This window comes from Pseudomonas hunanensis (genome assembly GCF_013393325.1).
Lineage (GTDB): Bacteria > Pseudomonadota > Gammaproteobacteria > Pseudomonadales > Pseudomonadaceae > Aquipseudomonas > Aquipseudomonas putida_P.
Window position 1 is genome coordinate 93680 of sequence record NZ_QJRC01000060.1, and the last position, 13301, is coordinate 106980.

The 13301-nt window shown below is 63.9% G+C and carries 15 protein-coding genes; 11 read left to right on the forward strand and 4 right to left on the reverse strand.

Features of this window, described 5'->3' with window-relative positions:
• The first annotated feature begins 23 nt into the window (after positions 1-23).
• From DM807_RS01565 to DM807_RS01580, 4 genes are read left to right on the forward strand one after another with little or no spacing between them, the layout of a single operon-like run.
• Positions 24-572: a hypothetical protein gene (locus DM807_RS01565; RefSeq protein WP_056796298.1), complete on the forward strand. Its 549-nt coding sequence runs from the start codon at positions 24-26 to the stop codon at positions 570-572.
• 51 nt (positions 573-623) lie between these two features.
• Positions 624-1901 (forward strand): flavohemoglobin expression-modulating QEGLA motif protein, encoded by a 1278-nt coding sequence (locus tag DM807_RS01570; protein ID WP_012270793.1) that lies wholly within the window; start codon positions 624-626, stop codon positions 1899-1901.
• Positions 1873-2796: an alpha/beta hydrolase gene (locus DM807_RS01575; protein WP_179026980.1), complete on the forward strand. Its 924-nt coding sequence runs from the start codon at positions 1873-1875 to the stop codon at positions 2794-2796. Before DM807_RS01570 ends, DM807_RS01575 begins: the two co-directional genes overlap by 29 nt.
• The gene (locus DM807_RS01580; RefSeq protein ID WP_179026981.1) at positions 2793-3119 is read left to right on the forward strand and encodes a PA3694 family proteiin; all 327 of its coding nucleotides are present in this window, start codon (positions 2793-2795) and stop codon (positions 3117-3119) included. Before DM807_RS01575 ends, DM807_RS01580 begins: the two co-directional genes overlap by 4 nt.
• 282 nt (positions 3120-3401) lie before the next feature.
• Here the strand turns inward: DM807_RS01580 and lptF are convergent, their stop codons facing one another.
• From lptF to DM807_RS01595, 3 genes are all read right to left on the reverse strand, one after another.
• A complete protein-coding gene (gene lptF, locus DM807_RS01585; RefSeq protein ID WP_069942193.1) occupies positions 3402-4190 on the reverse strand; it encodes a lipotoxin F family OmpA-related lipoprotein LptF in 789 nt (262 codons plus the stop codon).
• Positions 4191-4240: 50 nt separating this feature from the next.
• Positions 4241-4654, reverse strand: coding sequence for a DUF4398 domain-containing protein (locus DM807_RS01590; RefSeq protein WP_012270797.1), 414 nt, complete (start codon positions 4652-4654; stop codon positions 4241-4243).
• 274 nt (positions 4655-4928) lie between these two features.
• Positions 4929-5273 (reverse strand): hypothetical protein, encoded by a 345-nt coding sequence (locus tag DM807_RS01595; RefSeq protein ID WP_012270798.1) that lies wholly within the window; start codon positions 5271-5273, stop codon positions 4929-4931.
• Positions 5274-5438: 165 nt separating this feature from the next.
• On the opposite strand from DM807_RS01595, the gene ppc reads away from it, so the two are divergent.
• The 7 genes from ppc (at position 5439) to DM807_RS01630 (ending at position 12583) form a co-directional block, all read left to right on the forward strand.
• Positions 5439-8066, forward strand: coding sequence for a phosphoenolpyruvate carboxylase (gene ppc / locus DM807_RS01600; RefSeq protein ID WP_179026982.1), 2628 nt, complete (start codon positions 5439-5441; stop codon positions 8064-8066).
• A gap of 257 nt (positions 8067-8323) precedes the next feature.
• The gene (gene adk / locus DM807_RS01605; RefSeq protein WP_179026983.1) at positions 8324-8974 is read left to right on the forward strand and encodes an adenylate kinase; all 651 of its coding nucleotides are present in this window, start codon (positions 8324-8326) and stop codon (positions 8972-8974) included.
• A gap of 91 nt (positions 8975-9065) precedes the next feature.
• Positions 9066-9740, forward strand: a complete 675-nt coding sequence (gene tsaB, locus DM807_RS01610) for a tRNA (adenosine(37)-N6)-threonylcarbamoyltransferase complex dimerization subunit type 1 TsaB (RefSeq protein WP_179026984.1) — start codon at positions 9066-9068, stop codon at positions 9738-9740.
• Positions 9741-9871: 131 nt separating this feature from the next.
• Positions 9872-10162 carry a hypothetical protein gene (locus DM807_RS01615; protein WP_012270802.1) on the forward strand — a complete coding sequence of 97 codons (291 nt, stop codon included), beginning with the start codon at positions 9872-9874 and terminating at the stop codon, positions 10160-10162.
• Positions 10163-10165: 3 nt separating this feature from the next.
• Positions 10166-11035, forward strand: coding sequence for a DUF72 domain-containing protein (locus DM807_RS01620; protein WP_012270803.1), 870 nt, complete (start codon positions 10166-10168; stop codon positions 11033-11035).
• 28 nt (positions 11036-11063) lie between these two features.
• Positions 11064-11894 (forward strand): isocitrate lyase/PEP mutase family protein, encoded by an 831-nt coding sequence (locus tag DM807_RS01625; RefSeq protein ID WP_179026985.1) that lies wholly within the window; start codon positions 11064-11066, stop codon positions 11892-11894.
• On the forward strand, positions 11894-12583 hold the full coding sequence (locus DM807_RS01630; RefSeq protein ID WP_179026986.1) for an extensin-like domain-containing protein: 690 nt from the start codon (positions 11894-11896) through the stop codon (positions 12581-12583). Before DM807_RS01625 ends, DM807_RS01630 begins: the two co-directional genes overlap by 1 nt.
• Positions 12584-12585: 2 nt before the next feature.
• Here the strand turns inward: DM807_RS01630 and DM807_RS01635 are convergent, their stop codons facing one another.
• Positions 12586-13206: a hypothetical protein gene (locus DM807_RS01635; protein ID WP_060492679.1), complete on the reverse strand. Its 621-nt coding sequence runs from the start codon at positions 13204-13206 to the stop codon at positions 12586-12588.
• Positions 13207-13301 lie beyond the last annotated feature (95 nt).

Sequence of the window (13301 nt, forward strand, 5' to 3'; positions counted from 1 at the left end):
ATCGACTTTTCAAGGAGAACCTGATGAAAGCCTGGCGTGTGGTGTTGTTGACTCTGTCATTCCTGCTGCTGGGCGGTTGTCTGGTGACCTTCCATGAGCCATTGCCCAGCAACCAGGCGGCGCCCAAGGCCCTGCTCGGCAAGTGGAGCAGCAAGGACGCCTGGGGCGAGCCGCTGAAGCTGACCATCAGCCGCAGCGGTGGCGATGCCTACAAGGCAGTGGCCACGGCCAAGGGCAAGGCCCCTGAAGAATACGTGTTCACTGTGTCGCGCCACGGCAACCGCTGGTACCTGTCGGCTGGTGTGCCCAAGCGCCTGGGTGGCAACTTCCTGATTGGCGGTTTCGACATCGTCGATGGCAAGGAACTGGTGGTCTACAACCTGGATGTCGAGCAGGTGCAGCAGGCGGTGGACAAGAAAGAACTGACCGGGCGTAGCACCGAGGTGCCAGAAGACAACGGCGATGGCGTGTTGATCGACAGCCCGTCGGCGCGGGTGCTGGCGTATCTGGACGACCCGGCCAACTCCGACCTGTTCGTCGAGGTGGCGCGGTTCCAGCGCTCCGGCAAATGACCGTGTTGGCTTCCTCGCGGGCAGGTTTCTTGTACTAGAAAGGAGTCCCCGGTGGACGAATACCAGCAAACCATCCGCGCCCTGTCCGACCGCATCGTCGCGGCGCAGACCCCGATCCGGGTCCTGGACGCGGTGAAGTGGGACGACAACATTCGCCAGGGCTTCCTCAAGGCCAAGGGCAAGGAGCCGCCGGCGGTTGACCGCGCCTACTACCAGTCGCGCCCGCTGTCGTTCGACTCCAGCGCGGTCAAGGCCGAGTTTCAGGGCATCGAGCGCGACATCATTCGCCAGCTCGGCCAGTTCAACCCGGTTGGCCAGATCATGAAGCGCATGTGCCGCGAGTACCGCATGGTCGTGCGCATGCTCGAAGCGCGCGGCACCGAGGACTTCGGGTTGATCTCCCAGGAGCTGTACGGCGCGGCCTCGGATGCCTTCCACGCCGGTGACCCGACCCTGGCCGACCTCGGCATGATGTTCTCAGACTACCTGAACAACATTGACGGCCGTGGCGACCTCAAGGACGAACCCAAGAATCTGACGGCCAAGGAGGCCGTGGACATTCTCCAGCGCCGGCTGAACAAGGTGTTCGGCGAGGCCGAGGAAACCATTCGCGTATTCGAGTCTGACGGCATCGTCGCCGATGCTGCGGCCGGTGCCGACTACATCAAGGTGCGCGCCGACGCCATGTTCAACGTCCGCGACGTGCGCGCCCTGGAGGTGCACGAAGGGCTGGTGCACGTGGGCACCACACTGAATGGCCAGAACCAGCCTATCTGTACCTTTCTGGCCAAGGGCCCGCCCTCGTCGACGGTGACCCAGGAAGGCCTGGCCATCCTCATGGAAGTGATCGCCTTTGCGTCCTACCCCAGCCGCTTGCGCAAGCTCACCAACCGCACCCGCGCGATCCACATGGTCGAGGAGGGCGCCGATTTCCTCCAGGTGTTCAACTTCTTCCGCGAGCAGGGCTTCGAGATGGCGCAGAGCTACAGCAACGCCAGCCGGGTGTTCCGCGGCTCGGTGCCCAATGGCCTGCCATTCACCAAGGACTTGTCCTATCTCAAGGGCTTCATCATGGTTTACAACTACATTCAGTTGGCCGTGAAGAAGGGCAAGCTCGAACAGATCCCGTTGCTGTTCTGTGGCAAGACCACCCTGGAAGACATGCGCACCCTGCGTCAGCTGGTCGAGGAGGGTTTGGTCGAGCCACCCAAGTACCTGCCCGAACAGTTCCGCGACCTTAACGCGCTGTCGGCCTGGATGTGCTTCTCCAACTTCCTCAACCACCTGAGCCTGGATCGTATTGAAGCCGACTACGCGAACATTCTCTGAGTGCTGCCGCCTGCTGGCCCTGGGCTTGGTTCTGCTGGGGCTTGGCGGCTGCAGCAGCCTGCTGTTCTACCCCGAGCGTGGCCAGGCCTTCACCCCTGAGCGGGCCAAGCTGGCGTATCGCGATGTCACCCTGAACACTGCTGATGGCCTGCGCCTGCACGGCTGGTGGCTGCCGGCCAAGGCCGGGGTCGATGTCAAAGGCACGGTGCTGCACCTGCATGGAAACGGCGGCAACCTGCCTGGACACCTGGGGGGGAGCTACTGGCTGCCGGAGCAGGGTTACCAGGTGTTGATGATCGATTATCGCGGCTACGGCTTGTCCCAGGGCCAGCCGAGCCTGCCGGACGTGTACCAGGACATTGCCGCCGCCATGGTTTGGCTGGACCAGGCGCCCGAGGTCAAGGGCAAGCCACTGGTGCTGCTGGGGCAGAGCCTGGGTGGCGCCATGGCCATTCATTATCTGGCGGCCCACCCTGAGCAGCGCCAGCGCTTCAGCGCGCTGGTGTTCGATGGCGTGCCGGCCAGTTACCGCGAGGTGGGGCGCTATGCCCTCAGCACCTCGTGGATGACTTGGCCGCTGCAGGTGCCGCTGTCGTGGCTGGTGCCGGACGGCGACAGCGCGATCCGTTCGATCGAGCAGCTGAGCAGCCCGCCCAAACTGTTCTTCCACAGCATCGACGACAACCTGGTGCCGATGGACAACGGCATTCGCCTGTACCAGCACGCACCAGCACCAAGGGTGCTGCAACTGACCCGAGGCGGCCATGTACAGACCTTCGCTGACCCGACCTGGCGCCAGGTGATGCTGCGTTTCCTTGATGATCCCAGCCATTTCAACGGCCTGAGGCGGCTTGCCGAAGTGCCCAATTTCCCTGACGAGAAGAACAAGCAATGAGTGAAGAACGCAACGTCATCCCGCTGATCCTGACCGGCATCGGTAGCATCATCGTGACGGTGGGGGCTTTGTGGTACTACGGTTACCTGCATTTCGCCAAGCCCGAGGATGCCTTGTTGTTGCAAGACTTCACCATGCTCAAGACCATTCCTGGCGAGGACTACAAGGTGTCGCTGGACCCGGCGCCGCAAGTGGCCCAGTGTGTCGATGGCGTGCTGGTGTTGTTCGACACCCAGCAGAAAGGCCTGACCGGCGTGCTGGTGGACAACCGCAAGCGTGCGGTGCGCTGCATGGGCGAGGAAACCCCGCAGCAGGTGCAGTGAATGTTCGACGTAGTTTTTTCAGCGCCTGCGAGATCGAGCGCCGCCCGCGCGGCGCATCGCGAGCTACGCTCGCTCCTACGTTTGTTTCGGGCCAGTGACGCCTGTAACAGGCGCGCGCGACCGCCTTGTTTGTACGACGCAATACCAAGTCATGCGCCAAGGCGTTCGCGCGCAAATCCCCCAGGCATAATTGGCCCGAAACAAACGTAGGAGCGAGCGTAGCTCGCGATGCGCCGCGCGGGCGGCGCTCGATCTCGCAGGCCCCATAGCGCTATCGGCGGACTAGTTCACCTGACTCACCGTACGCGGTGCCACCGGCTGGTTGTCGTTGGAGATGGTCACCTCCACCCGACGGTTTTGCGCCCGCCCCGAGTTGCTGCCGTTGTCCGCTACCGGGTACTCCTTGCCATAACCCTGGGACACGATGCGTGCAGGGTCCACGCCGGCGCGCACCAGTGCCATGCGCACGGAGCCTGCGCGGCGTTCGGACAGGCTCTGGTTGTAGTTGGCCGAGCCGACACTGTCGGTGTAGCCCTCGACAATCACCTTGCGCTCCGGGTTTTCCTGGAGGAACTGGGCCAGCTTGGTGATGTTCGGGTAGGCGTTGCTCTTGAGTTCGGCTTTGTTGAAGTCGAACAGCACGTCGCCGAAGGTCACCAGCGTACCGCGGTCGGTCTGCTTGGCATTGAGGCTGTCCTGCAGCTTGGCGATCTGCGCGTCGCGGGCATCCAGCTTGGCCTGGGCACGCTGGGCCGAGGCATTTTTCAGCTCGCCTTCGGCGGTGCGCAGGGCAATGGTCTGTTTCGCCACTTCAATACGTTGGTTGGTCAGGTAGGCGAGCTGGTCGACCTGCTTCTGGTCTTCACGGTCCATGTAGGCCTTGTCGGCCTTGTTCAGCCAGTCCTGGGCGTCCTTGGTCTCCAGGGCCGCGACCTTGCTCGATTGCGGGTCGCTCTGCAGCGAGGAGAAATTGGTGCGGGCCGCTTCCAGGTTGGCATTCGGGTCGTGCGAGCAGGCAGCGAGACCGACGCTCAGGGCCAGCAGGGCGGGAATCATGACGTGTTTGCGCATAGTGTTCATCCTTTGATCGTGTGCGAAGGCTAAGGTTGGCGGGGCAGGGCTCACTGAGCGCTGCGCAGGCCTTCCTCACGTACGTCCTGAATGCCCTGGCGGGCATCCTGCACGGCCTTCTGGGCCTTGGCCGCCTGGGCCTTGCGTTCGGCGAGGCGTGCGTCCCACTCGGCCTGTTGGGCCAGGCGCTTGGCCTCGTCGTACTTCTTGTCATGCATGGCGATCTCGGCCTGCTTGAACTTGTCCTGGGCCGCTTTCATTTCCACGGCGGCAAACTCGGTACCGCCAGCACTGACGGCGGAGTTCACAGCAGACTGGGTAACGGCATACTGCTCGGTGGGTGGGTTGCCCGCACAGCCGGCCAGGACCAGGCTACTGCCGAGGGCCAGCGCGGCCAGCTTGAACCCGCGCACATGAGTGGATGACAGTTTGCGGGTGCGGGTCTTCATGATGGTCAGCTCCATTGGATCACTCCTGATAACGACGATGTCCGTAGCAGTCCATCGCTCAATCCCTGACAAAACCGCGCGCTTCAGCTCAACGGTGCACGAGGGCAGTGTGCAGGGTTTTAGCGTGATGGCTATTGGCTCCGACTCGACCGTTTTTCGAATGGTTCAGAAAAAAATGCGCTGCGAGCGGATTTTTTTCTGACTGATTGGTCAGCGAGGATTTGCTGGAACTTTCTCGGCCGAGGGCGGTATTCCGGGCCTTTCAGGGGCCCGGAACATGGAGGGCAGGCTATTTTTCGTTATCGACGGCAGTGTTGCTCAAGCTGTGCAGGTGCTGGCGCGACAGGGTGAGAAAGCGTGGAGTAGGGCCGACATCCTCGTACAGCGGGTCGCCTTCTTCATCGGTGGCGATGACCTGCCGGCCCTGCACATAGGGGAAGCTGGCTTCAAGTTCTTCGAGGGCGGCGGCGACCAGTTCGCCGAGCAGTTCTTCGGCGGTGCGCTTGGGGTACATGTCGATCAGCGCGGCCAGGCGCGCCTCGGACTCCAGGTCCAGATGCAAGACATGCCCTGTGCGACTGAGCGTGCCAGCGGCATTCTGTTCCCAGTGCTGGGCGAGTTCACGGATTTTCATGATGACCTCTGGTTACGCCTGCTAAGGCTGCATGGCATGGGAGTGCTGTGCTTTCACTTTAGTTTGCTTTGACCGATCACGGCTTGCCATGGCTGCGCGGCAAGGGGCACTCTTTGACAGAGCTGTGTACAGGAGTGCGCCAGAGCCGCGCCAAAGAGAGGGCCAATGACCGATATCGATGTGCGTTTGCGTGAAGATGTCCATGTGTTGGGTGAACTGCTTGGCGAAACCATTCGCCAGCAGCACGGTGATGCGTTCCTGCAGAAGATCGAGGACATTCGCCACAGTGCCAAGGCCGACCGCCGCGGCCCCGGCGAGCAACTGAGCTCGACCTTGGCGGACCTGGCCGAAGAAGACCTGCTGCCCGTGGCCAGGGCCTTCAACCAGTTCCTCAACCTGGCCAACATGGCCGAACAGTACCAGTTGATCCGCCGCCGCGACGCCGATCAGCCCGAGCCTTTCGAAGCGCGGGTGTTGCCTGAGTTGCTGGCGCGTCTGAAGCAGGCTGGCCACAGCAACGATGCCTTGGCCCGACAACTGGCCAAGCTCGACATCCAATTGGTGCTCACCGCTCACCCCACCGAGGTAGCCCGCCGCACGCTGATCCAGAAATACGACGCCATTGCAGGTCAACTGGCCGCGCAGGACCACCGCGACCTGAGCCCGGCCGAGCGCCAGCAGGTTCGCGAACGCCTGCGCCGGCTGATCGCCGAAGCCTGGCACACCGAAGAAATCCGCCGCACCCGCCCCACGCCGGTAGACGAAGCCAAGTGGGGCTTCGCAGTGATCGAGCATTCGCTGTGGCACGCCATCCCCAGCCATCTGCGCAAGGTCGACAAGGCCCTGCTGGAGGCCACTGGCCTGCGCCTGCCGCTGGAGGCCGCGCCAATCCGCTTTGCCTCGTGGATGGGCGGTGACCGTGATGGCAACCCCAACGTGACCGCTGCCGTCACCCGCGAAGTGCTGCTGTTGGCGCGCTGGATGGCCGCCGACCTGTTCTTGCGCGACATCGATGCATTGGCTGCGGAGCTGTCGATGCAGCAGGCCAACGACGCCCTGCGCGAACGGGTCGGCGACAGTGCCGAGCCTTACCGCGCCGTGCTCAAGCAACTGCGCGACCGCTTGCGGGCGACACGAGCCTGGGCGCACTCGGCCCTGGCCAGCAACCAGCCGGCCGGTGCCGAGGTGCTGGTGGATAACCGCGACCTGATCGCGCCGCTGGAGCTGTGCTACCAGTCGCTGCATGATTGCGGCATGGGTGTGATCGCCGAGGGGCCGCTGCTCGACTGCCTGCGCCGCGCCGTTACCTTCGGCCTGTTCCTGGGCCGCCTGGACGTGCGCCAGGACGCTGCCCGCCACCGTGATGCGCTGACCGAGATCACCGATTACCTGGGCCTGGGGCGTTATGCCGATTGGGACGAAGAGCAGCGCATCGGGTTCCTCCAGGCCGAGCTGAAAAACCGCCGGCCGCTGTTACCTGCGCATTTCAAACCGCAGGCGGATACCGCCGAAGTGCTGGCCACTTGCAGAGAAGTCGCCGCCGCGCCGGCTGCCTCGCTGGGCTCGTATGTCATCTCCATGGCGGGTGCCGCCTCGGATGTGCTGGCCGTGCAACTGCTGCTCAAGGAAGCTGGCCTGACTCGCCCCATGCGCGTGGTGCCGCTGTTCGAAACCCTGGCCGACCTCGACAACGCCGGCCCGGTGATGCAGCGCCTGCTCGGCCTGCCGGGCTATCGCGCCGGCCTGCGTGGCCCGCAGGAAGTGATGATCGGTTACTCGGACTCGGCCAAGGACGCTGGCACCACCGCCGCTGCCTGGGCGCAGTACCGTGCCCAGGAAAACCTGGTGCGAATCTGCGCCGAGCATCAGGTCGAGCTGCTGCTGTTCCACGGCCGTGGCGGCACCGTTGGGCGCGGCGGTGGCCCGGCGCATGCGGCGATTCTGTCGCAGCCACCGGGTTCGGTGGCGGGGCGTTTTCGCACTACCGAGCAGGGCGAAATGATCCGTTTCAAGTTCGGCTTGCCGGGTATCGCCGAACAAAACCTCAACCTGTACCTGGCGGCCGTACTCGAAGCCACACTACTGCCACCTCCGCCACCGCAGCCGGCTTGGCGCGAGTTGATGGACCAGTTGGCCGCCGATGGTGTGAAGGCTTACCGCAGCGTGGTGCGGGAGAACCCCGATTTCGTCGAGTACTTCCGCCAGTCGACGCCAGAACAGGAGCTGGGGCGCCTGCCGCTGGGCAGCCGCCCGGCCAAGCGCCGCGCCGGGGGCATCGAAAGCCTGCGGGCCATCCCATGGATCTTCGGCTGGACCCAGACCCGGCTGATGTTGCCGGCCTGGCTGGGCTGGGAGACCGCACTGAGCAACGCCTTGGCCCGTGGCCAGGGTGAGTTGCTGGCGCAGATGCGCGAGCAGTGGCCGTTCTTCCGCACCCGCATCGATATGTTGGAAATGGTGCTGGCCAAGGCCGATGCGCAAATTGCCGAGGCCTACGACGAACGTCTAGTGCAACCGCACTTGCTTCCTTTAGGTGCGCACCTGCGCGACCTATTGTCGCAGTCGTGCCAGGTGGTGCTGGGCCTGACCGGGCAGCCGGTGCTACTGGCGCACAGCCCCGAGACGCTGGAATTCATCAGCCTGCGCAATACCTACCTGGACCCACTGCACCGCCTGCAGGCCGAGTTGCTGGCTCGCTCGCGCAGCCGCGAAGCCGCTCTGGACAGCCCGTTGGAGCAGGCCTTGCTGGTGACCGTGGCGGGTATTGCCGCCGGGTTGCGCAACACCGGCTGAGGGCATGCCCGGGCCATGCCTGGCGAGTGCCGAGCAGGCCCGGCACAAGGACGGGGAGGGTGGTTGCGCCGGGCGCAACCGCCAGTCTGCTGAGCCGCAAGTGGCGCATTCCTGCAACTTTGGGACGCTTGTCTGGCTGCCGAGCGCTGTGTATCTTGAGCAGCCTTCTGACCGATTTATGGTCATACCCGATTTTCCGGACTTGGCCCTGGTTGCCGAATCCATTGAATTTCATAAAAAAATTTGAGGAGCACGAGATGCGCGTAATTCTGCTGGGAGCTCCCGGGGCCGGTAAAGGTACTCAGGCAAAGTTCATCACCGAAAAGTTCGGTATCCCTCAGATCTCCACCGGTGACATGCTGCGTGCCGCCGTCAAGGCCGGCACCCCGCTGGGCCTGGAGCTGAAGAAAGTCATGGATGCTGGCCAGCTGGTTTCCGACGAGTTGATCATCAGCCTGGTCAAGGAGCGCATCGCCCAGCCTGATTGCGCCAACGGCTGCCTGTTCGACGGCTTCCCACGCACCATCCCGCAAGCCGAAGCCATGGTCGCTGCTGGTGTCGACATCGACGCCGTGGTCGAAATCGCCGTGGACGACGAAGAAATCGTTGGCCGCATGGCTGGCCGCCGCGTGCACCTGGCCTCGGGCCGCACCTACCACATTCAGTACAACCCGCCGAAGGTGGAAGGCAAGGACGACGAGACGGGTGAAGACCTGATCCAGCGCGACGACGACAAGGAAGAAACCGTTCGCCATCGCCTGTCGGTCTACCACAGCCAGACCAAGCCGCTGGTGGACTTCTACCAGAAGCTGTCGGCCGCCAATGCTGGCAAGCCGAAGTACAGCCACATCGAAGGTGTCGGTTCGGTCGACGCCATCACTGCCAAGGTCCTGGCAGCCCTGAGCTGATCCTGGATTGACGCACATCGACAACGGCCCGCTTGCGGGCCGTTGTCGTTTATACTGCCGCTCTTTTCATTCGCACCTGGATACCCGTTCGATGACCACCCTGCTGGCCCTGGATACCGCCACCGAAGCCTGTTCCGTCGCGCTGCTGCATGACGGCAAGGTAACCAGCCATTACGAGGTGATCCCGCGCATGCATGCCCAGAAGCTGCTGCCGATGATCAAGCAACTGCTGGCCGAATCTGGCGTGGCACTGAATGCGTTGGATGCCATTGCCTTCGGCCGTGGCCCGGGTGCGTTCACCGGTGTGCGCATCGCCATCGGCGTGGTCCAGGGCCTGGCCTTTGCCCTCGAGCGCCCGGTGCTGCCGGTGTCCAACCTGGCCGCACTGGCCCAGGGTGCGTTGCGCGAGCAGGGCGTGCAGCAGGTGGCGGCTGCCATTGATGCGCGCATGGATGAAGTGTACTGGGGCTGCTACCAGGCTACGGCGGGCGAAATGCGCCTGGTCGGCCGTGAGGCGGTATTGCCGCCTGAGCAGGTGGCCCTGCCGGCGGGCAGCAATGGCGAGTGGTTCGGTGCCGGCACCGGGTGGGGCTACGCAGAGCGGCTGGCGGTGCAGGTGGCGGCCAGCAACCCTGGCGCGTTGCCCAATGCCCTGGACGTGCTCAGCCTGGCCACCTTTGCCTGGGAACGTGGCGAGGCAATCGTCGCCGAGCAGGCGCAACCGGTGTATCTGCGCGATAATGTAGCTACGCCCAAGAAGCACTGAGTGCTGTTCGTCGGTTATCGCCGATCACGCTAAAACCTTTTGTGCGATCTGTGGTCCAGTTATCACTCAAGCATTAGCGACGGAACTCTGATGCTGCTAAATTGCCATCATTGGTCCTGAGTGCTCATGCCATGCGTATCGACGGTTTCTCCTCGCAGTCCTATCCGGTCAAGCGCGCCCCGCGCAAGGCAGCGGTGCGTGACGAGGCCATCGACGATGCCGAGGTGGTCGAGGAGGCCGAAACCGCCCCGCAGGAAGCCACCGCCCGCCGCCGCAGCGGTGGCCTGCCAGCCCGCCAGCAGGACATGGTCTTCCCCCGCGCCCGTGACCGCCGCACTGCCACCGCGCTGGCCAGCTACCTGAGCACCGCCGGTTTTAACGACTGGGACATGGAAGTACTGGGGCTCGACCTGTACATTTAGTGGATGAGTCCATCCCCACTGCCTTACTTTCTCGGTTGCCCGTCATGGAGCGAAAACGCCTGGCGCGACTACCTGTACCCCGCCGACGCCAGCAGCAATGAAATGCTTGGCTTCTACAGCCAGGTGTTCAACGCCGTCGAAGGCAACACCACCTTCTACGCACGCCCCGCCCCCGGCACCATTGCCCGCTGGGCGCAGGTGATGCCCGCGCACTTTCGCTTTACCGCCAAGTTTCCAAGGGACGTCAGCCACGAGGGCGACCTGCGCGATCAGCTTGAGCCTGCCTTCGATTTCACCCGGCTGATGGCCCCGCTGGGCCAGCGCGTATCGCCCTACTGGCTGCAGCTTCCGGCTCAGTTCGGCCCTGCACGCCTGGGCGAGCTATGCCACTTCCTCGATGAAATTGCCGTGCCAGTGGCGGTGGAAGTGCGCAACCAGGCCTTTTTCGCCAAGGGGGAGGAAGAGCGCCTGCTCAACCGCCTGCTGCACGAACGTGGCGTCGAACGTATCTGCCTTGACCCGCGTGCGCTGTTCAGTTGCACCTCCCGCGACCCTGCCGTGCTGCATGCGCAGTCCAAGAAGCCCAAGGTGCCGCCACGGCCGGCCGCCTTCAGCCAGCATCCGCAGGTGCGCTTCATTGGCCATCCCGAACTGCAGGCCAACGAAACCTTCCTTACGCCCTGGGTAGACAAGGTTGCTGGCTGGATCGAGGAGGGCCGCAACCCGTACATCTTCCTGCACACATCGGACAACCGCTTGGCAGCCGCCTTGGCTCAGCGCTTTCACCAGCGGCTGATGGCACGCCTACCGGGCCTTGCACCTTTGCCGGAATTGCCCCGTGCGCCCGAGGTCGAACAACTGGGGCTACTCTGACCTTTCCCTGACTGCCGGAGGTTGAACCATGGACGTGCAAACCCTGAGAGCCGAAGCTTTCAAGGCGCTACACGCGCGCGAAGGCGCGTTCGTCATCCCCAACCCGTGGGATGCCGGCTCTGCCAAGTTGCTCGCCAGCCTGGGGTTCGAAGCGCTGGCCACCACCAGTGCGGGCCTGGCCTTCAGCCTGGGTCGGCCAGACGCCGAAGGCGCCTTGAGCCTGGACGATACCCTGGACAATGCCGGCGAGATCGTCGATGCCACCGCGTTGCCGGTGGCCGCCGATCTGGAGAACGGCTTTGGCGACTTGCCTGAAACCTGTGCCCAGACCATCCTGCGTGCTGCCGAAGTCGGCCTGGTCGGTGGCTCCATCGAAGATGCCAGTGGCCGCAGTGATGCGCCCATCTACGATTTAGGGTTGGCCGTGGAGCGTGTGCGCGCCGCTGTGCAGGCGGCGCGTAGCCTGCCATTCCCGTTCACCTTGTGCGCCAGGGCAGAAAACCTGCTGCACGGCCGCATGGACCTCGACGACACCATCCTGCGCCTGCAAGCCTATGCCGAGGCCGGCGCCGATGTGCTGTACGCCCCCGGCCTGCGCACGGTGGAAGAAGTGCGCGCGGTGGTGCAGGCCGTCGCACCGCGCCCGGTGAATGTGCTGATGGGCATGGCGGGCGTGCCGCTGAGCGTGAACCAGTTGCAGGACCTAGGGGTGCGCCGTATCAGTGTTGGTTCGTCGCTGGCCCGTGCTGCACTCGGGACCTTGCACCGGGCTGCGCTGGAAATTCGTGATGAGGGCACGTTCGGCTATGGTGAGCAGGCCCTGCCGTTCGCTCAGCTCAACGACCTGTTTCGCCGCTGATGAGGGCAGTGCTGGCGCTGTTGGCCGGCCTGCTGCTATTGGCGGGCCTGGCCTGGCACCTCGGCTGGCGCTTGCCTGGCGCATGGAACCCGTGGGCGCCGCTGGACGTGCGCCAGCCGCCCAACCTGCTGACGCCGTACAAGCTGTCGCGCTTGCGCGATGACCCGGCGTTGTGCCGTCAAGCGCTTGAAATCAGCCAACTGCGCTACCGGGCACAAGCTGACAGTCAGGCTTCGGCCGACTGCCCGCTGCAAAATATCTGGCGCATTGACGGCGGCCAGGCGCGGCTCAGCAGCAGCTTCCTGGCCAGTTGCCCGTTGGCGGTGGCCTATGCGCTGTTCGAGAAGCATGGGTTGCAACCGGTGGCGCAGCGGTTACTGGGCCAACCCGTGGCGCAAGTCGATCACCTGGGCAGCTTTGCCTGCCGCAATGTCTACCACCGCAAGCAAGGCCGCTTGAGCCAGCACGCGACGGCCAATGCGCTGGATATAAGCGGTTTCCGCTTGCAGGACGGTCAGCGCATCGTGCTGGCGCGTGACTGGCAGGCGGGTGGGCAGAAGGCGGAGTTCTTGCGTCAGGTGCAGCAGGCGGCTTGCAAGAGTTTCAGCACGGTGCTTGGCCCGGACTACAACGCCGCGCACCGTAATCACTATCACATGGACATGGGGCGCTGGCAGATCTGCCGTTAGCCTCAGGCGTGAACGCGCACGTTGTTCAGCACCACCGGGCGCGCCCAGTGCATGTCGAACTCCAGGTCGTTCTGCTGCTTGGCCAGGGTGGCATGGTCGAACGGCTCGGGTGCTGGGTCCAGCAGGTTGGTCTCGAACTCGGCGATGGGCAGGAACAGCGAGCGCGGAGCAGGGCCTGGGCCGGGCTCGGCAAGCGGTTGGCCCTGGTTCATCACGACGGGGCGCAGCCAGCTGTTGTTGATGTCCAGCTGGCGTTGCTGCTCGATCAGCTCGATGGCGCTGAACGGCTCGGGGGCCGGTGGCAGCAACTTGGCTTCAAGCTCTGCCTTGGGCAGGAACAGCGGTTCGGGTGGTGCCACCACGGTGTCTTGCACCGGGCAGGCGCGCTGGGCGTCGATCATGGCCAGCGCACGCGCACCGCCGACGGGTTCGCCGCTGTCCTGGTCGTATTGCGCGAACGACTGGCTGACGCTGTCTACCGGCTCTTCCTGTTGCTCGGCCATGGCCCGGGCAAAAAAATCCTGCCACAGGTGGCTGACGCCCCCGAGTGCCTGGGTGTTGTGCTGACTGTAGTTGCCGACTGGCGACAAATAGGTCAAGCCGATGGGAAGAGTATCTGACATGGCAGTCGCGCGCGTTGTGCTCTGGCAGAATAGCGGGATATTGCCTGTATCGGCTGTGACGGCCGATACATTAATGGCGGGGTTCAATTTTCAGG